Source organism: Undibacterium sp. GrIS 1.2 (assembly GCF_040544435.1).
GTDB lineage: Bacteria > Pseudomonadota > Gammaproteobacteria > Burkholderiales > Burkholderiaceae_D > Undibacterium.
Map to the genome: position 1 here is coordinate 20,451 of NZ_JBEONP010000008.1, position 22,827 is coordinate 43,277.

Below are 22,827 nucleotides of genomic sequence, written 5' to 3' on the forward strand. Positions count from 1 at the left end.
ATGCTGATTAGTGTCGCTTCGCTTAGTTACACCATCGCTGCATCAGCGTTTTTACTGTTATCCATTGTTTTGATGACTTTATGGCGAGGCCGGCTTCATTGGCTGTCCTTGACAATTGCCTGCATGCTGACTGCGTGGTCGTCTGCCATTCTTGCTTATCATGCTTTAACGGGTATTCCTTTATCACTTTTCTCGCAGTCTTTAGAAGTTGCTAGAGGAGCGAGCTGGATCTTATTTTTACTCGTATTACTCAATCCACAGGCTCCTCCTAAAGTATTTTCCTGGTCGCGAGCCACAACTTATTCACGTTTTATTTTGGTATTTTTGGTGACGCTATTTGTTGCCACTATTTATGTGCACGCTAGCTCGGAGAGCGTATTTCGTGAACAGATTCGTCTCGCTAGTGATACTTTTGGCCGAGTTGCCATGGCCGTGATTGGTCTTTTGTTAGTCGAGCAATTTTTTAGAAATATGTCTGATCAAGGGCGATGGGGAATTAAATTTGCCTGCCTTGGTATAGGCGGCTTGTTTGCCTATGATTTTTATCTGTACAGCGATGCGATGTTGTTTCGCGCGGTTAATCCAGAAATTTGGGCTGCCAGAGGTATCGTCAACTCGCTTAGTGTTCCTTTGATTGCAATTTCTGTTGCCCGCAATCCAAAATGGTCACTCGGAATATTAGTATCCAGGAAAATGTTGTTTCACTCTGCAACGCTATTCGGTGCGGCATTTTATTTGTTAGCGATGGCTGCTGCAGGATATTACCTCCGATTTTTTGGTGGCAATTGGGGGACGGTCATGCAAGTGGCCTTTCTTTTTGGGGCCGTCATTTTGCTGGTCGTCTTACTTTTTTCCGGATCTGTACGTTCTTGGCTTAAAGTTTTTATAAGTAAGCATTTTTACAACTATAATTACGACTATCGAGAAGAGTGGATGCGTTTTACCCGCACGCTTTCTGTTGGTGGCACAGACTTGGATGAGCGGGTGATTCGCGCTTTGGCGGAATTAGTGGAGAGTCCTGCCGGTGCCTTATACGTCAGGCGAGAGTCGGGAAATTGTGAGCCGGTCAGCCATTGGAATATGCCTTTAAGAGAGTCTATCGAACCTTTGGATAGTGCTTTTTGCCGTTTATTAGAAGAGAAGCAGTGGGTAATTGACTTACAAAGTACGGACGAACACATCAATCCGTATGACGATACCGTTATTCCAACCTGGTTGCGAGAATACCCGAGAGCTTGGCTAGTTTTACCGCTGATCTTCAATAGTAAATTATTTGGTTTTATTGTTCTTGCCCAATCCCGCAGTAAGATCAAGTTGAATTGGGAAGTATTGGATTTATTAAAAATTGCGGGGATTCAGGCCGCCAGTTATCTGGCGCAGCAAGAATCGGCCAATGGTTTAATGATTGCAAGACAGTTCGAGTCTTTTAATCGTATGTCTACCTTCATGGTGCATGACTTGAAAAATCTGGTAGCGCAATTGTCGCTATTGTTATCGAATGCGGAAAAACATAAGGACAATCCCGAATTTCAAAAAGACATGATTGATACGATAGATCACTCAGTCCAGAAGATGAAAGTCTTGCTGCAAAAGTTAAGTCGAGGGGCGTCGGCAGATCAGGCAACGGTAGTTGTTTTGGATGACTTATTACAAAAGGCTGTGGAATCTAAATCACCATATCAGCCCAAGCCGAAATTAGATATACGTAGTGGCGCAATAAAAGTGTTTGCTAATTGGGAGCGTTTAGAAAGAGTCATTGGTCACCTGATCCAAAATGCGATTGAGGCTACACCTAATGACGGCGAAGTAACAATCGTACTAAGCAAACAGAACAACTTTGCCGTAATTGAGATAAAAGATACAGGGGTCGGGATGTCGGAAGAATTTATCCGTGAAAAACTCTTCAGCCCATTTGTGTCAACTAAAGTAGCTGGTATGGGTATCGGTGTTTTCGAGACCAAAGAATATATTGATGAGCTCGGCGGACGAGTTGAAATTAGTAGCCGTGTATCGGTCGGCAGCAGTTTCAAAGTGATCTTACCTTGCCATTTTTCAGATCAAGCGAATGCTTCGCAAAATGTTAAAACACAAAAGGTAATAATGTGAGCCAAGAGAAAAGAAAACTGCTCATTATTGAAGATGACCTTGGGCTACAAAAACAATTACGCTGGAGTTTTGATGCGTATGAGGTGGTAGTTGCAGGTGATAGAGAAAGCGCATTAGCGCAGGTGCGGCGCCACGAGCCTGCCGTTGTTACGATGGACCTCGGATTGCCACCAGACCCAGATGGAGCAACAGAAGGTCTTGCCATTTTGCAGCAAATTTTATCGATGGCACCAGATACCAAAGTAATTGTTTTATCCGGTAATCAGGAGCGTGATAACGCTGTTAAGGCGATTGCGATGGGTGCCTATGATTTTCATCAAAAACCATTTGATCCAGAAATGCTTGGCTTAGTGATCGAGCGTGCATTCTACTTACATGCGCTTCAGCAAGATAACCGCCGCATGTTGCAAATGCAGTCAAGCTCACCGATGTCTGGCGTGATTAGCCGTGACCCAGGCATGATGAAGGTTTGTCGTAGTATAGAAAAAGTAGCACCATCCTCGGCTTCCGTCATGTTGTTGGGTGACAGCGGTACCGGGAAAGAAGTATTGGCGCGCGCATTGCATCAACTGAGTCCGCGTCAAGACAAGCGTTTTATGGCGATCAACTGCGCCGCAATTCCAGAGAATTTGCTGGAGAGTGAATTATTCGGTTACGAAAAAGGCGCGTTTACTGGTGCCGTGAAGCAGAATCTAGGCAAAATTGAGCTGGCGAATGAAGGCACTTTTTTTCTGGATGAAGTTGGTGATTTACCGATGGCATTGCAGGCGAAGCTGCTACGGTTTTTACAAGAGAGAGTAGTTGAACGTATCGGCGGGCACAAAGAAATTCCGGTAGATGTACGCATTGTCTGTGCGACCCATCAGAACTTAAAAGAGCTCACAACAACTGGGCGGTTTAGGGAAGATTTGTATTATCGTCTGAGTGAAATCGTGATCAATATTCCGCCTCTGGCTGCACGTGCCGGTGACGCCGCATTATTGGCGCATCACTTCAAGAATAAATTTAATGCTAAAGAAGGTCGTCCGGGTCTGAGTTTTAGTCAGGATGCGTTAGCGATGATAGAGGCGCACACCTGGCCTGGTAATGTGCGTGAGATGGAGAACTGCATCAAACGCGCGATTATTATGGCGGATGGTCCTCAAATTACTGCAGACGATTTAGGATTATCTTCAGAGCCGGTAGAGGAAGCGCCGATTAATTTGCGTCAAATACGTGAAGAAGCCGAGCATAAAGCAGTTGTTAAAGCACTCGCCCGAGTCGATGGCAACATCGCAAAAGCATCAGAATTGTTGGGGATCAGTCGACCTACTCTGTATGACTTAATGAATCGCCATGCGATTAAATAGATGCCAGTAGCATGTACAACTGACGTATTTAAACCCCTACATGCCAATGCATATACAGATGATTTATCAATGGTCGATCTCGTTCACGAGTTAATTGAACATAGCGCTCATCGGTTGCCGATGGCAGAGGCGTTGTGCTATCAAGGTCAGCGCTGGACTTATGCTGATTTGGAAGACTATACAAAACTCGCGGCTCAGCTATATTTATCAGCAGATTTACAGCGCAGCGAGCGTGTGGCGGTCTATCTGGAAAAGCGCTTGGAAGTCGTGCCAGCTTTATTCGGCGCATCTGCAGCTGGCGCGACCTTTGTGCCAATCAATCCTTTACTGAAACCCGACCAAGTCGCTCATATCCTGGGTGATTGCAATGTCAAAATCCTGGTGACTTCGGCGGAGCGCTTAAGCACGCTTGCTCAGGTTTTGGTGCAATGTCCTGATTTGCATACGATCTTTCTTGTTGGCGCGAGCGAATCTACCTTGAATGTTGCGCAAGTTAAAATCGCTTCTTGGGACATCGGATTAGAAAACGCCAAAGCACAACAGCAGACAGAGAAAACGCCACCGACAAAATCGCAGTCGCAAAAACTACCTAATCAACCATTGTTACCGCATCGCTGTATCGACAGTGATATGGCAGCGATTCTTTACACCTCCGGTAGCACAGGTAAGCCCAAAGGCGTGGTGTTGTCTCATCGCAATCTCTTGGTTGGCGCTAACAGCGTTACCAGCTATTTAGAGAATCATCCGCAAGATAGAATTTTGGCTGCTTTGCCGCTGAGTTTCGATTATGGATTGAGTCAACTCACGACGGGTTTTGCTGTCGGCGCTACTGTAGTTTTAATGAATTATCTTTTTCCTCGCGATATTATCAATATGATTGAGGAAGAAAAAATTACTGGTTTGGCGGGTGTTCCACCGCTATGGATCCAGCTCAGCCAACAAAAATGGCCAGCAAAAACCTCCTTGCGGTATCTCACCAATTCTGGCGGAGCGATGCCGAAAATGACGCTGAATGCTTTGCGTACGCATCTGCCAGATATCAAGATTTATCTGATGTACGGTTTAACGGAGGCATTTCGCTCTACTTATTTACCACCGTCCGAGGTTGATCATCGGCCTGACTCTATTGGCCGCGCAATTCCTAATGCTGAGATTTTAGTGATTAACAAAGACGGACAGCATTGCCAGCCCGAAGAGGAGGGCGAGTTGGTACACCGTGGTCCCTTAGTATCGCTGGGGTATTGGAATGATCCGGAAAAAACGGCTGAACGTTTTAAGCCGCTTGGCAAACATAGTAGTGCGCAGCTTACGGGCTTGCCTCTCCCCGAGATTGCAGTCTGGTCCGGTGATACAGTGCGGCGTGATAAGGAGGGTTATCTGTATTTTATCGGGCGTCAGGACGAGATGATCAAAGTCTCTGGCTACCGGATTAGTCCTACCGAAGTCGAGGACATCGTGCATGTGGTCGAGGGAGTGGCAGAGATTGCCGTATTTGCCGTGCCGCACCCAGTCACCGGGCAAGCGATTATTCTGGTTGCCAGCCATACTGAGGGAGTAGATTTGCATCCTGATGTGTTGCGCAAAGAGTGTCAACGACGTTTGCCTTCCTACATGGTGCCAGCGCATATAGAAATTCAGTCGTCCGCGTTGCCAAGAAATCCCAATGGGAAAATTGATCGTAAGGCATTGCAATTGCGATTCGCAGATCGGTTTCAGCCCTGACTTATAGTATGGTTTAAAAATACTCTCTATGAGTATATATAGAGTGTCCATAATAAACCTAGTCTATACGGCATATTCTTTAAAAAGTAGGGGGAGTATATGGATATTTGCTGTCTCAAGATGATTCAACATAAGAGTTTTCTCTGTTACTTCTGTGCCCCCAATTAGATTTCGCTAAGCCTTGTATAAAATGAAGAAACCTGTGCACGCATCCCAAACTCAATTTGCTACCAAAGATGGTTGTCTTCAAATTGGCGGGATCGCATTGCCAAGACTGGCGCAGCGGATCGGTAGCTCGCCATTTTTTGCGTATGACAGAGACTTGCTAACGGCAAGAGTGCAGCATTTGCGCCAGTCCTTGCCCAAAGACATTTATCTGCATTACTCCATCAAGGCCAATCCTATGCCAGCAGTTGTGCAACATATGGCAGGTTTAGTCGATGGTCTGGATGTCGCTTCTGCCGGTGAGCTGAAATGCGCTCTCGATACCAGCACATCACCAGGCAATATTAGTTTTGCGGGTCCTGGTAAGACCGATGCCGAACTAAGTCAAGCCTTGGCCTCCGGCGCAATGATTATTCTTGAATCAGAGGGGGAGCTGGAGCGTTTGCATCAGCTCGCACAACGCCTGACGATACAAGCCAAAGTAATGATACGGGTCAATCCTGATTTTGAGCTTAAATCCTCTGGCATGAGAATGGGCGGGGGCGCCAAGCAGTTCGGGATTGATGCCGAGCAAGTGCCACAAGTTTTACAGCGGATAGCAGCGCTAAATATAGACTGCGTAGACTGGTTTGGCTTCCATATTTTTAGTGGTTCACAAAGCTTAAAAGCGGATGCCATCATGGAGGCGCAGACCAAGAGCATTGAACTAGCGATCGCTCTGGCGCAGCATGCCAGCAAACCACTAAGACATCTCAATCTTGGCGGCGGATTTGGTATTCCCTATTTCCCTGGAGAGTTGCCGCTCGATATAGCGCCGATTGGTGTTCATTTAGTCAGCTGCATGGAAAGAATACGCTCGGTTTTCCCCGATATTCGAGTGGCATTGGAATTCGGACGTTATCTGGTTGGTGAGGCGGGCATCTATGTCGCTAAAGTGATTGATCGTAAATTGTCACGCGGTAAGATATTTCTGGTGATTGATGGCGGCCTTAACCATCATTTAGCCGCATCAGGAAATTTCGGCCAGGTCATTCGCAAAAATTATCCCGTTACGACGGTAAATTTTTCACCATCAACGATAGTAGAGACAGTGTCGGTAGTGGGTCCGCTTTGTACTCCTTTAGATCTCATTGCTGACGAGATGATGTTGCCACAAACGCAAATCGGCGATTATATTGTCGTGTTCCAGTCGGGTGCTTATGGTCTGTCTGCAAGTCCTTACGATTTTTTGGGACATCCTAAAGCGATAGAAGTATTAGTGTAATTGCGTCAATTTACTAAAACACATTCTTCTCGCGCTTACATTTTTTCATCAAACATCCGTCTTAAAATACATTAACATGGGTTAATAAATAGTCTTGCTTGTGGAGGCTATTCAACATGTGCATTGGAATTATCATGAAATCACCGAACTTCGCGTCAAAGATTTATCTCTTTCATTGCACATTTTTCAGCCTGCTATTGTCCGCATGTGGTGGCTCCTCGTCCGCTCCATCCACATCCGCAGATAGCGCCAACGCAGCAGCCTCAACAACGGCCCCCTCCAACACGACTAGTGGTTCCCAAACTGGTTCAACGGCAACCACCTCGTCGCAAATAATTACGGATATTAAATTCCAAAATACTGGCAGCACAGACCAGACGAATACGCCAGTCACTTTTGGTCAGGTGTTTGCTCCCGGTGACGTACCTTCGTCATCTATCCTTGCCGGTAAGTTGAGTGACGGTACTGCTGTTCCTATCCAAGTTGATGCAAAAGCGACGCACCCCGATGGTTCTTTGCGTCATGCGATTATCTCGGTCCTTATCCCCAAATTGCCTGCGCAAAATCCTACTCAATTACAAGCATTGAGCTTAGTCAAAACAAGCGGTGCTGTAACTGCTCCGGTAGCCGTCAACCCGATTGGCTTAGTTAATGCTGGCTTTACTTCTAGTGTGAGTGTCAATTTAGCTGGGCAAACCTATACCGCCTCGGCCGACGCGCTATTACGCGGTGGTAAATACATCACTTGGCTAGCCGGACCTATCGCCAATGAATGGGTGGTCTCTGCACCTTTAACAACGGCGCAAGGCGTCGCACATCCGCACCTCACAGCACGTTTTGCCATCAGATCATTTACCGGCTTGAGCAAGGCGAAGGTCGATATCACTATTGAAAACAATTGGGCTTATGAGCCAGCACCACAAAATTTGACCTATGATGCGCAAATTCTTGTGTCTGGTCAGACAGTGTATTCCAAGTCCGCGTTGACGCATTACCACCATGCCCGCTGGCGCAAAGTCGTTTGGTGGGGCGCAGAGCCGCAAGTGCATCTGCAGCATAACACCGCGTATTTAATTAAAACCAAAGCGATACCTAACTATGATCAGAGTATCGTGTTTTCCACGGCCTCTTTTGCAACGTTGCGTAGCCGATTTGTTGGGGTCGTCACTGAGCCTATGGGCAGTGGCATTGCGCAACCTTATATGCCAGGACCGGGAGGGCGACCTGATATCGGTTTGGTGCCCGGCTGGGCTGCAAATTATTTGTTGAGCATGGATAAAGATGCAAAAAACGTGACCTTAGGTACGGCTGATCTGGCAGGTAGCTGGTCCATGCATTACCGCGATAAAAATACCGACAGGCCGATCAGTTTGATGGATTATCCCTACATGACGGTACTGGGAAATTCAGGCGACACCATGAATCCAGTTACCAAGAAGCTAGAGGCATTTCCTATCTGTGGCGGGGTTTGCACCAATCCGAATGTTGCTGATTCTAATCACGAACCTTCTTTTTCTTACTTGCCATATCTGGTGACAGGTGATTTTTATCATCTGGAAGAATTGCAATTCTGGACGATGTGGAATCTGTTTCAGAGTAATCCCGGTTACCGCGACAATATCAAAGGTTTGTTTAACCGCACGCCAGTCCGCGGACAGGCATGGATTTTACGTACCCTTGCCGAGGCTGCTTACATCACGCCTGATAAAGATGCGTTCAAAGCGCAATTCGCACAATTTTTATCTAATAATCTAGATTGGTATAACGCCAGTTACAGCAACAACCGTGATCCCAAAAATACACTGGGCGCAATTTTCGACGCTTATTCAACCGCGTATCCCGATGCGCAAGGCGTTGCCAACCGTGGTATTGCGCCTTGGATGGATGATTTCTTCACCTCGGCAGCAGGGCATGCAACTGAACTAGGCTTTACACAAGCAGCGCCGTTACTGCAATGGAAGGCGAAATTCCCTATCAGTCGTATGGCTGACCCTAGCTATTGCTGGATTTTAGGCGCGATTTATTCGATGAATGTCAGAGATACCGCGACCAGTAGTTACTACACGACGATCGGGCAGGCTTATTTAGCCAGCAGCCCAAGCACTTTGACCTCCTTGGCCTGCGGCAGTGCTGCGATGGCGGCTAACCTGGGATTAAAGGTCGGTGAGATGACTGGGTACTCCAACGGAACAGAAGGTTTTCCATCAAATATGCAACCGGCGCTGGCATACAGCGTAGATTCTGGCGTGACAGGCGGCGCTAACGCCTGGCAAATTTTTATGAATCGCTCGGTCAAACCTGATTACTCCACCAATCCCCAATTTGCGGTGGTACCTCGATAATTAAAAATATGTTCGTTCTGGTGTAATTATCTTGTACTCGCACCATGCGGGATACAAAAATGGGCTCAAGATAATTGCACCTGAACCGGAAAATATCTTTATAATTTGCTACTAAAATTAAAGCTAAGTAAACGCAGCAAACTTAGCAAACCGTCTGGCTGAGGGAAGAAATAGATCAAGTAATAGATCAAGTAATAGATCAAGTAATAGATCAAGTAATAGATCAAGTAATGCGCTATATCTATCACTCGCAACAGGCAAATTTGGTAACGCAGGATCAGCTCCCATTTCAAAATAATTTCCAGCAGGCGTCGGCTGCCTCCGCTTGAGCAAGACAGAAAACGCATGCAGTTATTGACTTTTAGTACCTTATTTCCCAATGCACAGCGCCCTGGTCACGGCATTTTTGTCGAGACTCGTTTGCGTCATTTGATTGCCAGCGGTCAAGTCAGTACCAGGGTAGTCGCACCTGTACCTTGGTTTCCAAGTACCAATGCCTATTTTGGTGACTATGCGAGTTTTGCCAAAGTGCCGCTGCATGAGAACCGTTTTGGTATGTCGGTAGATCATCCTCGCTACTTTTTGCCACCAAAAATCGGTATGAACATCGCACCTCAGATGTTGGTGCGCGCGGCAAAACCTTGTATCGCAAAGATGATCGATGAAGGCTACGATTTTGATTTGATAGACGCACATTATTTTTATCCTGATGGCGTAGCCGCCAGCAAGTTAGGTCAATACTTTAATAAGCCAGTTGTGATTACCGCACGCGGATCTGACATCACTTTATTACCTAGCTTTACCAAGCCGCGCAACATGATTTTGCAGGCCGCAGCAGAGGTCGGTGGCATCATTACCGTTTGCAATGCATTAAAAGACGAGCTGGTACGTTTGGGTGTCAATGCTAAGAAGATCGTCTCTCTGCGCAATGGTGTTGATTTGCAATTGTTCCGCCCTGTCGACAGGATCGTGGCGCGTAAGGCGCTAGGCTTAGACCATTTCACTTTGCTTACAGTTGGGCATCTTGTACCTGTTAAAGGACATGAGCTGATCCTCCGTGCGATGCCTTTGTTGCCAGATATGCGCTTGTTGATCGCCGGCCATGGCATGCTCAGGCAGGCACTGGAGCAACAGGCAATCGATTTAAAAGTTGCCGACCGGGTGACATTTTTAGGCGCCTTAAAACAAGACGAGTTAAGGACATACTACGGTGCTGCCGATGCTATGATCTTAGCGTCTGAACGCGAAGGTTGGGCGAATGTATTGCTGGAATCCATGGCATGCGGTACGCCAGTTGTGGCCAGCACAGTGTGGGGTACGCCGGAAGTAGTCGCCGCGCCAGAAGCTGGAGTGTTGATGGCTGAGCGGACGCCCACTGCTTTGGTGCAAGCCGTCCAGCGCTTGCGGTCCGATTATCCAGATCGGGCAGCGACGCGTCGTTATGCTGAGCATTTTAGTTGGGAAGCGACTACCCAAGGACAACTGACATTATTCAGGCAGATTTTAGAACGTGCTTCTGCAGGCTAGAAAGCAGTCAAGTTTAGGTAGTTAAATAATATACTCATAATGAGTATATTTTAATCGTCCAGAGATTATTTGGACAATTAGACTTATTTTATAAAAAATAGGGGGAGTATGTGTTTATCGGCATAATCCCCTCGAACTAAATTACGGTTGTTTGCCCGTCCATCCGGTGCTAAGTGATTCAGCACCAAGGAATTAAAGCAAACATCCATTCATCAGGAGACGTCGTGGAAAGTGCACTTTGGGCTATGAATTTAGTGGCTGTGGTTTATCTGTGCTTTTGGGCAATCCGACAAGATAAGCAAGAACAAGCGCGCGAACAAGCCGAACAGGCTGCCGTCACTGATATCAAGGAATAGAGAACCGCATGCGTGATATTGTTTTGCTCGCAGTATTACCGCTGCTCATTTACGTCATCTTGCAGCGACCTTTTATCGGTCTTGGCCTGTGGATCTGGACTGCCTTGTTCAATCCCAACGGCTGGGTCTACGGCATGGCTGCGACGCTACGTTATAACCTCCTATTTGCTGCCGCTACTATCGGCGTGTATTTAGTCTCTAAACGAAAACCCAAAGTAAAACTAGGTAATGTCGGCGTACTAGTCATTTTATTTTTTATCTGGACCACGCTGAGTAGTTTGTTTGGCATTGGCATCGCTGATGTGACCTGGGATTTCTGGGGACGCCTGACTAAAGTATTGGCGCTGTTCTTGTTCGTGATACTGGTCATGGAGAAAAAACTTCACCTGGATTTTTTTCTGTGGTGCCTGATTTTTTCAGTCGGTTTCTATGCCGGTATTGAAGGGCTCAAATACATTTCTAGCGGCGGCGCGCACAATATCGAAGGTATGGCTGGACACGTACTTGGTGACCGCAATGAGCTGGCACTAGCGATGGCGATGTTGCTTCCCATTTGTTTTTATTTGCTAGGTGAGTACGGCAAGAAATCTTGGATATTGAAGTTCGGTCTGCTAGGTTTGATCGTACTAGTCGTTACTGCGATTATTGGCACCAGCTCGCGCGGCGGCATGGTGGCGCTGGCATCTGTTGGTGGCTATCTGTTCATCAAGAGCAAGCGCAAAGTCTTATTCGCAATTTTATTTGTCTGCATCGGTAGTGCGATGATAGGTTTGATTCCTGCCGAATGGTTCTCTCGTATGGATACCATCAGTAATGCGAGTGAAGACGGCTCGTTTATGGGGCGGGTGATTGCCTGGAAGCTCTCGTTTATTCTTGCTACTCAGCATCCTCTGTTTGGCGGCGGATTTAAAGCGTTGGAGAACGGTATTGTCTGGTATTCACTCAGCCAGGATTTCAATCTTTATCCCTTCTTTTATACCGGAACAGCGGTACCGAATCCCTTCTTATCTCGTGCCGCACACAGTATTTATTTTCAGGTACTAGGCGATCATGGATTTGTCGGCTTGCTGATTTTTGTGTCGATTCTGGGACTGTCTTTTGTCAACGCAGGCAAAGTCGCTAAAAAAACCCGCGAGGCGAATGGGCCTGATTGGCTATTCAATCTGGCGACAATGGTGAGGCTCTCTATTTTTGCTTACGCTGTCGGTGGCGCTGCTTTGAGTTTTGCGTACTTCGATATGATTTACGCTTTGTTTGCCATCGTGATCGTCCTTGAATACAAAATATTGCCCTCCGTCATTAAAGATCAGGAAAAAAGAGAGCAAGAACCTTTACTTCAACAAAAACAGCAAATTATCCCAGCTAAGCCCTAATAAAACACAATCTTGAATATTAATTTTCATGCATTTATTGTAACATTACGGTTTTATATCATCGTCCAAAAATGAGAACGCCGCATCAGTTTGACATGTGGCTTTTCGCTTCAAGAATACGATCCATGCTCGATATGCTCGAATAACGGGGCTGCAATTATATGGCTGCACACAAACAGAACGCCCTACTCTCATCGCAATTTATTCGCAGCATCGGCAATCGTATTGCACAACTCAGTTCAGAGGGACGAGTGTGCATCATTACTTACCACCGGATACTGGAACACGCTGATCCCTTGCTGGAATCCGAGCCGGATGTCAGCACGTTTTATTGGCAGATGAAAGCATTGGCGAGAAATTTCAATGTACTGCCTTTATTCGATGCAATCACCGCGTTGAAGGAAGGCCGTGTTCCACCGCGCGCAGTTTGTATCAGCTTTGACGATGGTTATCGGTCGACACATGATTTGGCATTGCCGATCTTGCAGGAATTCAATTTGCCCGCCACCATCTTTGTCACCACCGCCTATTTGGGTGAGGGCAATATGTGGAACGACAGAATCATTGAGGCGATCCGCCGGGTGCCAAACGGTGAGCTGGATTTACGTGATATTGCGATGGGCGTCCATCAAGTACATACGATGCAGGACAGGCATCAACTGGTTAAAAAGATTAACGATGATTCCAAATATTTGTCAGCCGATGGACGCCTCAATGTCATTCGCAAGCTAGAAAAATTAGCGGGTGATAACCTCGGTGCCGGATTGATGTTGACACGCGAGATGCTAGTCAATCTTTCTAACTCCGGAGTAGAAATTGGTGGTCACACGATCACGCATCCCATCCTGACTAAATTAGAAGATGACGTAGCCCGATACGAAATTGTTCAAAACAAAAAGGTTTTGGAGGAGATCATCGGTAAGCCATTACGCTTGTTTGCGTATCCCAACGGCAAAGTCGGTAAAGACTTCGATGGTCGTCATATGACTATGGTAAGAGAGGCCGGTTATGTCGCCGCGTTCAGTACCGCGATGGGTGCCGCGGTCAAGACCGACAATTTTTTTCAGATTCCGCGTAGCCGTCCTTGGGACACGACGCCTTTTATGTTTCAGTTGCGCCTGTTACGCTGGCTCGCTGGCTTTGGATCTCACGGTAACACCAATATTGAAGAATTAAAAAAACGCGCTTTGCTGATCGCTTTTCATTTTCCGCCGCAATCGGCCAGTAGTGGCATACAACGTACCTTGAGTTTTACCCGCAATTTACCTGAGTGGGGCTGGGAACCGATGGTGTTGTCCGCCCATCCCATGGCCTACGAACAAAAAAATTCCTCTCAGGTGAATCAGCTTCCAGCCGGCACGATTGTGAAACGGTCTTACGCCCTGGACGCTAAACGGCACCTTGGTATTGCCGGACGTTATCCCGAAATCATAGCACTGCCTGATCGCTGGATCTCGTGGTTATTTTCCGCAGTTCCGGTGGGATTGATGCTGATCCGACGCTACCGGCCAGAAGTGATCTGGTCTACGTTTCCCATTTCTACTGCGCACTTAATTGGTCTTTGTTTGCAGAGATTAACGGGTTTGCCATGGATTGCCGATTTCCGTGATCCGATGTTACAGCCAGAATATCCTAAGAATAAATTACAAAGAAAAATGTACCAATGGATAGAACGTCAAACCATACGCCATTGCACCAAAGCGATGTTCACTACCCGCAGCGCAATGCAGTCGTACCAACAGCGATTTCCTGATGTTGCCAAAGGGAAGTTTGTGGTGATTGAGAATGGTTATGACGAGGATGGTTTTGCTGCAGCAGAGCTGGCAGCAAAGCAGGCAGCAAAGAGCGTCACTTTAATACCTGATAATAAAATTACCCTGTTGCACAGTGGTGTTTTATACACGGAGGGACGTGATCCTAGCGCATTCTTTGCGGCAATCTCTAGCTTAAAATCACAGGGCGAGATAGACCCAGAGCATTTTCAGGTGATTCTGCGTGCGCCTGGCGATGATGCGTATTTTCAGGACTTAATACAACAATACGGTCTGGAAGGAATTGTCCATGTCGCGGCACCAGTTCCTTATCGTGAAGCGTTGGCGGAAATGTTGCAGGTACAGGGTTTATTGCTGTTTCAGGGAACGCCCTTTAATCGACAGATTCCCGCAAAAATTTACGAATACTTCCGAGCACGCAAACCGATTTTTGGATTACTTGATCCCGCAGGCGATACAGCTAGTGCACTCAAGGTAGCAGGATTCCATGATTTAGCCGAGATGAATTCGGCTGAGGCGATTACGCTTGCACTTAGAGCGTTCATCAAAAAACTTCGTTTGGGACAAGCGCATCTTGCAGATGATAGCGTGGTGCAGGCGTCTTCTCGTAAGCACCGTGCGCGGCAATTGGCGCAAATTTTTGCAGAGGCGAGTGAGCCTAGCGGTAACTCTGCTTTCATTATTTCCGAGCACCATTAGCCAGTCTGTACGTTGCTATCCAGGTCAATAAAATCAATCTGATTATCAACAGAAATCAGTTACCAATGAAAGTAAAAGAATCTGCGTATGAGTAGTGAAATGCGATCAAAAACAATCAGAGCGATGGGTCACCTTGGCCTTGGCAGCGCTTTGGGGAAAGTTATTTCGCTAAGTACGACCTTGATACTGGCACGCATCCTAAGTCCGGCTGATTATGGCTTGATGGCAATTGCGATGATCGTAGTTAGCTTCATCGGATTTTTAAATGAAGTTGGAATCGGTTCTGCCATCGTTCAAAAAACCAAGCTGTCTACAACAGAAGTCAATGGCTGTTTCGTTATCGCGATCTTAGTGAGTATCGTTTTATTTTTGATCACACTGGCTGCCAGTGGACCCATTGCACAGTTTTATGCACATCCGGAATTACAAGCCATGATCTCCGTGCTGGCGAGTAGTTTTATCTTCGGTGCATTTAGCACAGTACCGATGGCTTTTTTGCGCAAAGAGATGCAATTTAAAGCAATCGCAGGCGTGAATATTCTTGCGACACTAATACAAAGTATCGTCAGTCTGGTGCTTGCGTTTCTGGGACAAGGCGCTTGGTCACTAGTCTGGGCTAGTGTTTTTTCCAGCATCGTTACTAGTTTAGGATTTTTTATACTTTCATCATGGAGACCGAAAGGTAAGTATGGGATACGAGAAGCAAGTAATTTAGTTATTTACGGCTTACATGTCACTAGCACACGTATATTTTGGTATTTATATACTAACGCCGATAAAGCAATTATAGGAAAAATGCTGGGAGCAAAAGCACTAGGTATTTACGATGTTGCTTTTTCAATTGCAACCTTGCCTACTGCGCAAGTCATGACACTAGTTATTAACGTTGCTTCGCCTTTATTTTCTAAACTTCAAAATAATTTATCAGAATTATCATCAGTGGTTCTCAAATTGACACGGGGGGTTGCTTATCTTACTTACCCTGCTCTGATCGGCATGTTGGTTTGTTCGCGTGAATTAATCTTGGTATTACTAGGCCCAGATTGGATAGATGTACTTATCCCATTTAGTGCCCTGTGTTTAATGGGACTGATCAAATCGGTCGATCCCTTGTTATCACAAGTGCTGACAAGTACCGGACATGCGAAAAAACTCTCTGCCTATACCGCGATGTGCAGCGTGGTGATGTTGTCGGGTGTAATCGTCGGCGCATTGCTGGATGGATTACGTGGCGTGTCAATCGTCTGGGTCGTGCTGTACCCGCTGCTGTCCATCAAACTGCTGAGCGACGTGAGCAAAATCACTGGCATGTCCATGCTGTCTTATTACCGTAATTTATGGCCAGTATTGTTGGGAACAACGGTGATGGGTATAACGGTTTTATTAGCCAGAACGATTGCCTTGCCGTTGATCCATTCCATTCCGGTTTTATTGGCGGTAGAAGTCATGGTCGGTATGCTGACCTATTTTTTCTGGATTGTGTATCTGGACCGGAAAGGTCTGGAGCAAATCCGTCAGACCATGCTGGATCTGGGCATCGCAGAAAACCGATTGAACCGCTGGCCGTTTATTCGCCATTCAACCTCATCCTAATATGCCTCTAAAGTACAAATCAGATATGCCAGCAGTGGTGATCGGCGGTGGCGTCAATGCGCTGGGCATTGTGCGCAGCCTGGGTGCTGCTGGTATTCCTGTGGTGGTAATGGATACCGACGCCAAAGCACCGGCAATGCGCTCCAAATATGCAAAAAAAATCGTTGTTCCGGTATTGGAAGGGCAAGATTTTATTGATCAACTAATAGCGTTTGCAGTTAATTTTTCTAGTCCGTTGACCCTATTTTTGACGGAAGAAAAAACCGTCAAAACAGTATCAGAATTACGCAGTCAGATTGATGCTGCTTATCGCATCCGCTTGCCGGAACACGACTGTCTGATGCAATTGATGCACAAGCAGGGTTTTCAGGATCTCGCTGAAGCGTATCACGCACCTATTCCCAAGACCGTTCGTCTGGAGGGACCAGATGATTTAATCCAGGTAGAAAAATTACAATTTCCTTGCGTGTTAAAGCCAAGTGAGAAAAATTACGAATATGGTGCACGGTTTAAGAAAGCATACAAGATGCTTTCTATGGACGAACTAAAAAAACAGTATCTTGAAATACATCCGGTTCTGGCGGATATGGTGGTGCAGGAATGGATCGAGGGACAGGATTCCGAAATCTATTTTTGTCTGCAGTATCTGGGAAAAGATGGCGAGTTAGTCGCCTCATTCACTGGCCGGAAAATACGCTCATGGCCTGTCAAAATTGGTGGCACCGCAAGTTGTACAGCAGCCTGGGAATACGATCAAGAGTTGACCGCAATGACCAAAGCTTTTTTTGATCAGGTCAGTTTTACCGGCATGGGTAGTATGGAATATAAGCGCGATGAGCGTGACGGTAAGTTCTACATGATAGAGCCGACGGTTGCCCGCACTGATTTTCAGGAGGAGGTCGCTACCCTGAATGGAGTGAATTTACCGCTTGCAGCATTTTTATATGAAAACGGATTGCCGGCGCAGCAGATCAACAAGCCGCCATCACCGATAGTCTGGCGCGATCCCCAATCTGATCGCTGGGCATTTGAAGAGGGCGGCAAGTTAGCGGATGAACGCTCTAGTACTTCGGCTATTTACGATGCGTATTGGCGCTGGGATGACCCTTTGCCCTGGATCGATTTTATGTTGGATCGGGTTCTGCAGCGACTACGACGTTGATTAGCAGAGGCGGAGCCAGATTCGATAAGACAGCCGGTTGTTGAGCACTAGGATCAGTCAAAGAAATAAAGAGAGAAACAAGAAAAATGAATCACATTAAGCAATTAGTTAAAGATAAATTGGGCATGAGTGTATTTCCAACCCAATCGATAGAAACCCATTTAAAAGCAGCTGCCGACTGGCTATTGCAAGCACAACTGGGGACGGCGGATGACGGTGTTGCTCATAGTTTTGATATCCGTGCGCAAAAATGGCTAGCTTCTTATCCCGAGACGACTGGCTATGTTATTCCTACTTTGTACGATTACGCAAAATATTATAATGCGCCGATTTACGCCGAGGCCGCCAGGCGGATGACGGAATGGGAATGCGATATTCAACTACCTGATGGTGGTGTCCGCGCAGGTACTATGGATGCAGAGATTGTGGCGCCAACGATTTTTAATACCGGGCAAGCCTTATTCGGTTGGGCAAAAGCGTATCTGGAAACTCGTGACGACCGTTATAGAATTGCATTGAACCGCGCTGCTGATTGGCTGGTTGCAGCACAAGATGAGGACGGTGCATGGCGTCGTTTTCCATCGCCTTTTACTACTTCCAAATTGAATAGCTATAACACACGCTCTGCTTTCGGTCTGGTGCGTGCGTATGAGGCAGTTGGAAATACCCGATATCTAGAAGCTGCAATTGCGAACGTCGAATGGACGCTGGCACGCGCTCAGGCCAATGGCTGGTTGCCAGATAACTGTTTGTCCGACAATGCGGATTTGACTGCACTGACGCACACGATCGCGTATTCTATTCGCGGCATTTTGGAAGTTGGTGTTGCGGCAGAGCGACCTGACTATATTGACCGTGCGCTGAAGATGGCAAAAGCAGTCGCCGTACAGCAGCGTGAAGATGGCGCGTTGAATGCGTTTTATACGCCCGAATGGAAAACGGCAGTTACTTGGAGCTGCGTCACCGGTAATTCACAAATGGCGATCAATTGGCTGCGCCTGGCGCAACTCACAGGTGAGACATCGTTGATCGCACATGCAAAAAAAGCTAATCGCTTCAATATGAGCATACAAAATTTGATTACTGACGATCTGCATGTGCGCGGCGCGATGAAGGGCTCTCATCCGATTAACGGTGGATATATGACGTATCGTTACCCTAATTGGGCGACCAAGTTCTTTATGGATGGATTGATGTTGGAGCAATTGTTCGATAAGGTGAAGAACATCGGGTAACACTTTCTTACAAGTTAGTGAATCAGTCACCAGTAGTATCGCATTAGGTTTATGCCGGTGATGGTAGATTTTTATCTAGTCACTATTAGCCGCTGTTAACTATTATTAACGGATGTTTGAAGCAAGGCGTTGTATTTACTCTGATCAATTTATGTTAGATGTTTTTTTTACTGTTGATGTAGAAATCTGGTGCGGTGGTTGGAAGAATATCGACGCCAAGTTTCCACATGCCTTTCAGCAATATGTGTACGGTCGTACTGCCAAAGGCGAGTACGGTCTGCGCTATAAGCTGCAACAGTTGCGCGATCACGGTTTGTATGGAGTGTTCTTTGTAGAGCCTCTGTTTGCTACTCGTTTTGGATTAGAGCCGCTAGCAGAGATCATCGGACTGATTCAGGAGCATGGGCAAGAAGTGCAATTGCATATGCATCCAGAATGGGTCGATGAGGCCAAGCAAGTCTTACTCATTAATAGTGAACATAAACGCCAGTTCATGCGTCAGTTCTCGCTGGAGGAGCAGACGACCCTGATTGCTAAAGGGATAGAGTTAATCCAGCAGGCTGGCGGCGGACGAGTGAATGCGTTCCGCGCAGGAAGTTTTGGTTTTGATCTGAACACCTTGCACGCGCTAGCCGCGAATCAAATCCCATTTGATAGCAGCTATAACGCCAGCATGATGGGTCTTGAAAGTGGTGTTTTGCCAGGACAAACCCTTAACGATCCAGTCGAATGTGCTGGTGTGATTGAATATCCGATGACGATCTTTAACGACGGTACTGGCGCACCAAGACATGCACAACTCGGTGCCTGTTCTAATCTGGAACTGGAGGGTTTATTGCAACAGGCTTACGACTATCAGCGTAAAAGCTTCGTCATCTTGTCGCATAATTTTGAGTTATTGAACGCCAATCGTGATAATGCCGACCCTATCATGATTAAGCGTTTTCGCCGTTATTGCGAGTTTATGGCCAATAATAAAAGCAGCTTCAATATGCGTGGTTTTCGTGGCTTATCACCAGTGATTTCTGAGTCATCTGCTCAGGCCTTGCATTCTCCACGTTGGAAAACCTTGCACCGCATAGCTGAACAAGTCCTGCGTCGCAGATACTAGTTCTTTCAACCTAAGGTAAGACAAATGGCAGATCAGCATGTGGATTACCTGGATGGTTGGCGTGGCCTTGCGATTATATTTCTTCTGATCGGTCATTTTTTTCCTATCCCCGGTATCAATTTTGGTCGTGTTGGCGTCGACTTCTTTTTTGTCCTCTCTGGTTTTTTGATGTGTCGTCTTTTGTTTATCAAAAATGTACCGATCAAAACCTTTTATCAGCGTCGTATTTCAAGGATATTTCCAGCGCACTTTGCATTTCTTGCTCTGGTCTTGCTGTACTTTTTCTTGACTGGAAAAAATATCAACTGGAGCGAGACGCTGATGGCGAGTCTCTTCATCAATAATTACTTTCCAGGAGAGGTCGGCCATGCCATCATGCCTTTCGGGCATATCTGGTCATTGAGTGTAGAAGAGCATACTTATATTCTGCTGACGCTCATTGCTGTGGCAGTGCGTCAGAAATATATTGATGTACGTTACGCTATTGGCAGCGTTAGCTTGCTATCAGTTGTTTTAGGTGTGCTCTACTGGCAGCATTTCCCTCCCGGTCAATTGGAGTACGAGCTCTGGGCGCATTCTGAAATTTCTGCTTTCGGTATTTTATTCTCTGGTTTGCTGCTGCTGTGTTTGCAGAGAGTCCGTATCCCGACCTTACCCGTGTTTGTCTATCCCGCTTTGATATTGCTTGGCTTGGCATGTTACTGGCGGTCAGTACCGTTGCCTGTCCGGGGTTTTATCGGCGTTGGCTTGTTTGCATTCACATTGAACGCACTTTCGACTGCGCCGGCGATTGTAAAAAAAATCCTGTCATGGACCTTACTTAAGCAAATCGGTTTGTGGTCTTTTTCAATCTATTTATGGCAACAGGTTTTTTATCTGGCACATCACAGAGATGGCTTAGCTACTTGGCTTGCAGTGTGCCTGGCCATATTCTGCGGTATCGCTTCATATTATTTGATTGAAAATCCTATGCGCCATTTTCTGAATAAGCGATGGACCAAATCTGAATGATCTTCTGGTTGGATGTATTCAAAAGACCGACCTGGCTTTGTGCATTGCTTACTATCTGACAAAGGCCTAACATGTTCATTGAACACAATAAAAAGACAAAGATGATTGCGATCTTTGCACATAATGAGTCACAAAAAATTCTTGCCTGTCTGGCGAGTGTTAAGCGCGCCATCTCTAATGACGATCGATGCATCGTCTTGAATAACGGTAGTAGTGACAACACGGGCGATCTGGTTCGCGCATTCATGTTGGACAATCCATTCTGTTCTTTGCAGGAGATCCACGTCGGTGATAAATCCAATGCCTGGAATGTCTTCATCCACGAGCTAGATGCACAAGCAACGCATTACTATTTTTTGGATGGTGATTGCGAATTGTTGCCTGATTCCCTGGACATGTTAGAGCAAGCTTTGACGGATCACCCAGAGGCACATGTTGCGGCGGCCTTACCCGCAGAAGGTATCGGTGTAGCAGATAAAGAATTGTTACTGCGGGACGGTGGCTTGTGCGGCAATCTATATGCTTTGTCAGGTACTTTTGTTACGCAGCTTCGCGCTGGCAATGTGCGTCTTCCCATCGGTTTGATCGGTGATGATTCCTTGATCGGTGCGCTGGCTTATTGGGATTTAAATCCCACCCAGAGCTGGGATATGCGCCGTATCTATATTTGTGAACCTGCGCGTTTTTACTACGAAGCTTTGTCACTATTATCTTGGCGCGATCTGCGCTTGTATTACCGTAGAAAAATCCGCTATAGCTTGCGCTACTTCCAAAATAAATTGATCAAATATCCGCTGAAGTCCAAAGGATTACAGGGCTTGCCTCAGCATATCGATCAGCTTTATGTCGAATATCCAGCCGAATTACGATTACGTTTTCGTGGAATCGACACTTGGTTTGACTGGTTAGCGTTACGGCAGATTAAGATGAGCATCACGCATAGATAGCGAGTTGTCATACGGTTGTTGGAATACGCTTATTTCGACAAATATCAGATACTCCCCATTTTAATATGACAAATAGCCTGATTGTCCATAGATTGATTGGATGATTAAAATATACTAATCAAGAGTATGTTTAAAATGCCACGAAAAATCTTAGCCGTAACATTAAAAATTCTGATTGCTGATCCCGGACTGCTGCGTCACTTCTAGCGACAGGTCGCGCTGAAAGTAAAAAAGATTGCCAGAGCAATCTTTTTTGATACTTGACGAGCTCAGTTGAACTCGTTACTTTGCATTAATTACTTAGCTTGTTTGCGACGTGCCATACCCAAGCCCGCCAGCCCTAAACCTAATAAAGCAACCGAAGCTGGTTCCGGAACATCGTTTGGAGGTGGCGGAGGTGGCGTCACTACGCTCGCATCCAGAACTAAGTTGTCGAATTGATGGTATGGGAAGCCTTGACCCCAGGTAACTGAATCCAGGTCGCTAAAGTTAACGAAGTCAAATGTATGGAAACTGAATTGGTCTGTGAATTGGAATGACTGGGTAACGGTACCGCCGCCATGGACATTACCTGTGAAGGTGATGTTCTCACCACCGTCAAAGGAGTAATAGTTATTCAATGCCGCTAAATCTATCGAATTCAGTGCAAAAGTGTTGCCATCAACTTTACTCAATACCGTTACACCCGAGCCCAAATTGTCATTAAACAAGCTGGCGGAGCCGTAATACCAGGTCATGATTTGGCCGTTGTAGAGGAAGTTTACATCGCCTGTACGTGCAGAACCAAAGCCACCGCTTGGATCTTGTGTCTGGAACAGGAAACCGCTTTCTGTATATGTCTTAGGACTTACGAAGCCTGTACCGTCGGTAGTTAATGAATCAAACCCGATCGTGGTTGCATGGGACTCAACGGACAGTGCTAACGCGGTAGATACGAGCGCCGCGCGAATGAATTTATTTTTCATGACAATAACCCTCAACAAGAAACGATTTTGTATTTCAAGCAAAAATCATACCTTATTACGCAGGCCATTGAAAAATAAGCTTGTTTTGTTAAAAATCGTTAAATTGCATCGGTTTTTTAATAGATGTG

At 46.3% G+C, this 22,827-nt stretch carries 16 protein-coding genes; 15 read left to right on the forward strand and 1 reads right to left on the reverse strand.

The window, feature by feature from the left end:
- From prsK to AAKU61_RS05040, 15 genes are all read left to right on the forward strand, one after another.
- Complete coding sequence (prsK, locus tag AAKU61_RS04970) at positions 1 to 2,106, forward strand: XrtA/PEP-CTERM system histidine kinase PrsK (RefSeq protein ID WP_354330142.1); 2,106 nt, start codon at positions 1 to 3, stop codon at positions 2,104 to 2,106.
- Entirely contained in the window at positions 2,103 to 3,455 is a 1,353-nt protein-coding gene (gene prsR, locus AAKU61_RS04975; RefSeq protein WP_354330143.1) for a PEP-CTERM-box response regulator transcription factor, read from the forward strand. Before prsK ends, prsR begins: the two co-directional genes overlap by 4 nt.
- Before the next feature lie 69 nt (positions 3,456 to 3,524).
- Positions 3,525 to 5,177: an acyl-CoA ligase (AMP-forming), exosortase A system-associated gene (locus AAKU61_RS04980; protein WP_354330145.1), complete on the forward strand. Its 1,653-nt coding sequence runs from the start codon at positions 3,525 to 3,527 to the stop codon at positions 5,175 to 5,177.
- 190 nt (positions 5,178 to 5,367) lie between these two features.
- Complete coding sequence (locus AAKU61_RS04985; RefSeq protein WP_354330147.1) at positions 5,368 to 6,606, forward strand: pyridoxal-dependent decarboxylase, exosortase A system-associated; 1,239 nt, start codon at positions 5,368 to 5,370, stop codon at positions 6,604 to 6,606.
- A 134-nt stretch (positions 6,607 to 6,740) separates the two neighbouring features.
- Complete coding sequence (locus AAKU61_RS04990) at positions 6,741 to 8,948, forward strand: RIFT barrel domain-containing protein (RefSeq protein ID WP_354330149.1); 2,208 nt, start codon at positions 6,741 to 6,743, stop codon at positions 8,946 to 8,948.
- A gap of 345 nt (positions 8,949 to 9,293) precedes the next feature.
- Positions 9,294 to 10,475, forward strand: coding sequence for a glycosyltransferase family 4 protein (locus AAKU61_RS04995; protein ID WP_354330151.1), 1,182 nt, complete (start codon positions 9,294 to 9,296; stop codon positions 10,473 to 10,475).
- A gap of 224 nt (positions 10,476 to 10,699) precedes the next feature.
- Positions 10,700 to 10,831, forward strand: coding sequence for a hypothetical protein (locus AAKU61_RS05000; protein WP_354330153.1), 132 nt, complete (start codon positions 10,700 to 10,702; stop codon positions 10,829 to 10,831).
- 8 nt (positions 10,832 to 10,839) lie between these two features.
- Positions 10,840 to 12,204, forward strand: coding sequence for a putative O-glycosylation ligase, exosortase A system-associated (locus tag AAKU61_RS05005; RefSeq protein ID WP_354330155.1), 1,365 nt, complete (start codon positions 10,840 to 10,842; stop codon positions 12,202 to 12,204).
- 161 nt (positions 12,205 to 12,365) lie between these two features.
- Positions 12,366 to 14,675, forward strand: coding sequence for a polysaccharide deacetylase family protein (locus tag AAKU61_RS05010; RefSeq protein WP_354330157.1), 2,310 nt, complete (start codon positions 12,366 to 12,368; stop codon positions 14,673 to 14,675).
- 99 nt (positions 14,676 to 14,774) lie between these two features.
- Positions 14,775 to 16,268 carry a lipopolysaccharide biosynthesis protein gene (locus AAKU61_RS05015; RefSeq protein ID WP_354330159.1) on the forward strand — a complete coding sequence of 498 codons (1,494 nt, stop codon included), beginning with the start codon at positions 14,775 to 14,777 and terminating at the stop codon, positions 16,266 to 16,268.
- A 1-nt stretch (position 16,269) separates the two neighbouring features.
- Positions 16,270 to 17,430, forward strand: coding sequence for a carboxylate--amine ligase (locus tag AAKU61_RS05020; protein ID WP_354330161.1), 1,161 nt, complete (start codon positions 16,270 to 16,272; stop codon positions 17,428 to 17,430).
- A gap of 86 nt (positions 17,431 to 17,516) precedes the next feature.
- A complete protein-coding gene (locus AAKU61_RS05025) occupies positions 17,517 to 18,665 on the forward strand; it encodes an ulvan lysase-like protein (RefSeq protein WP_354330163.1) in 1,149 nt (382 codons plus the stop codon).
- 151 nt (positions 18,666 to 18,816) lie between these two features.
- Entirely contained in the window at positions 18,817 to 19,776 is a 960-nt protein-coding gene (locus AAKU61_RS05030; protein ID WP_354330165.1) for a polysaccharide deacetylase family protein, read from the forward strand.
- 24 nt (positions 19,777 to 19,800) lie between these two features.
- Positions 19,801 to 20,787 carry an acyltransferase family protein gene (locus tag AAKU61_RS05035; protein ID WP_354330167.1) on the forward strand — a complete coding sequence of 329 codons (987 nt, stop codon included), beginning with the start codon at positions 19,801 to 19,803 and terminating at the stop codon, positions 20,785 to 20,787.
- Between the two features lie 71 nt (positions 20,788 to 20,858).
- Complete coding sequence (locus AAKU61_RS05040; protein ID WP_354330169.1) at positions 20,859 to 21,734, forward strand: glycosyltransferase family A protein; 876 nt, start codon at positions 20,859 to 20,861, stop codon at positions 21,732 to 21,734.
- Positions 21,735 to 22,030: 296 nt separating this feature from the next.
- Here the strand turns inward: AAKU61_RS05040 and AAKU61_RS05045 are convergent, their stop codons facing one another.
- On the reverse strand, positions 22,031 to 22,714 hold the full coding sequence (locus AAKU61_RS05045; protein ID WP_354330171.1) for a PEP-CTERM sorting domain-containing protein: 684 nt from the start codon (positions 22,712 to 22,714) through the stop codon (positions 22,031 to 22,033).
- Positions 22,715 to 22,827 lie beyond the last annotated feature (113 nt).